The 1827-nt window shown below is 37.2% G+C and carries 2 protein-coding genes; both read right to left on the bottom strand.

Annotated features, from left to right (window positions below; translation table 11 throughout):
- Positions 1–72: 72 nt before the first annotated feature.
- Positions 73–228: a ribbon-helix-helix protein, CopG family gene (locus ACG72T_RS12480; RefSeq protein ID WP_003555393.1), complete on the bottom strand. Its 156-nt coding sequence runs from the start codon at positions 226–228 to the stop codon at positions 73–75.
- A 906-nt stretch (positions 229–1134) separates the two neighbouring features.
- Positions 1135–1827, bottom strand: a 693-nt coding sequence (locus tag ACG72T_RS12475; RefSeq protein WP_012695376.1) for a replication protein, incomplete at its 5' end; no start/stop codon positions are given.

Below are 1827 nucleotides of genomic sequence, written 5' to 3'. Positions count from 1 at the left end.
AATGTTAAAATAGCCTTGATAGAACAACAATGTTTAGCGGAAACTATCGTCTTGCCCAAGCCGAGTTTTCGCTTATTTTTTTTGTTCTAATTCCTTTCTTGAATAATTTTCTAAAGCTAAAGCTAAAATTGCAGACTTAGAAAAACCCTTTTCTTTCGCAAGATTTTCCAAAGTAAAATACTGGTCTTCGGTTAGACTGACCGTAATTCTTTTTTTATTTGTAGCCATATTTTTACTCCAAACTAAATCAAATTTAAGTACACCATTATTATGCTTTTTTGCAACATTATTGTCAATAATATATGCTATAAATCTCTATTTCGCTAAAAACTCGCTAAAAACTCGCCGAAAACTCGCCGAGATTTAAAACTCTGTAACCATTGATATTAAAGGCTTGAAGACCATTTTTAACCAAAATTGGCACTCGGCACTTAAAAGGGGGGTCGTAGTACGGTCGCAAAATTCGCTCCCTCGCCCCCCTGATTTTCAAATTTATATCCCACACGAATAAAACCATGGGCGCTGCCCAAACCTGCAAGCTGTGTCAGCTTGACCCCATAAATGAGCGGGTGCTCCCGCTCAAACTCACCCCGCACTCGCCGTGAGGCAGGCAAAAAAAGCAGGTGTGCTTTTCTTTGCATGCGCAAAAGTGTCTTGGTCTAGTGAGTCTGTCAACTCCTTAAAGCCTCCTAGAACGGCTAAAAGCCGTTCTACGTCGATTTACCGTTGACAGACAGCTAATTATGCATTTAACAGCTAAAATGGCTTAGAGAGCAAATTAGACCCATTTAAAGCCAACATTCAAAGCAGTTAAAGTCCGAAGGAGATAACGACTGGACTTTAACTGCTTTGAATGTTTCAACTGACGCAAGTCAGTTTTGTTTGAGCGAAGCGAAATCTGATACAGGTTTTAGTGGTTTTAGCGCAACGTCATCTTTGATGACGTATAAGTGCGCCTTTAGCATTTTCTTTTGATTTTTTCATTGCTATTTTCATTGCTATTTTTAAAGCAATGTGCACTTACACACCACAATTAAAATTGATGGTGTTTGTGCTAAATTTCCTGTATCAGAAGTCGGCTAGCCGACAACAAAAAAAGGTGCTCGAATTGAGCACCCACTTTTTATTCACTAATCAATCTTGTATCTCGCCAGTTTCTTTGTCTATGTCTCCTCTGCCATACTTGCGTTCCTGATAAACAGCATCGAAATATAGTCTTATCAGTCCAGTATGAGCACGTAAAACCGAATTAACGACCTTGATACTAGGCATGCCATATTCTGAACCATGAGCTTTTAAAAAGCGTCTCAATTCACGCATATTTGCCAAATTATGGTCATCAATCAAATCACAAACATCATTCAGCATGTCGTCTTTATCTTCCACATCAAGCGATATATATCTATCAATATCAAAATTATTTATCAGCGTAATATCTTTTTTATTATATTTATGTTTTTTCTTCTCAATAGCATCTTTAGACTCATGTGTAAGGTATGAATACATGCTTGCCATACTTCTGATGACTATTTGCACTTTAGCGATACTCCGATCACCTAGAAGCTGTTTAATCTTGTACCGAACACTATCAGCAGTAACTGGATTTTTAGCCACATAGACAACATGATAATGCGGCTTTTTATAGTGCTTGCCATTTCGTATGACATCATCAGGTGTCCATTTTGATTTATCAGTTTTTTCATCCATATCATGAAATGGACTAATAGCAATTGGAACACCAATTAATTCTAATTTCGATTTCCAATCTTCTGGAATAGATTCGGGATATAACAAAAAGGTGAAGTATCTTGATTTGTCTTTTGCCAT

This window comes from Companilactobacillus sp. FL22-1 (genome assembly GCF_043951805.1).
GTDB lineage: Bacteria > Bacillota > Bacilli > Lactobacillales > Lactobacillaceae > Companilactobacillus.
Note: the sequence above shows the minus strand (reverse complement) of the source record. Positions and strands in the feature narration are given on the sequence as shown.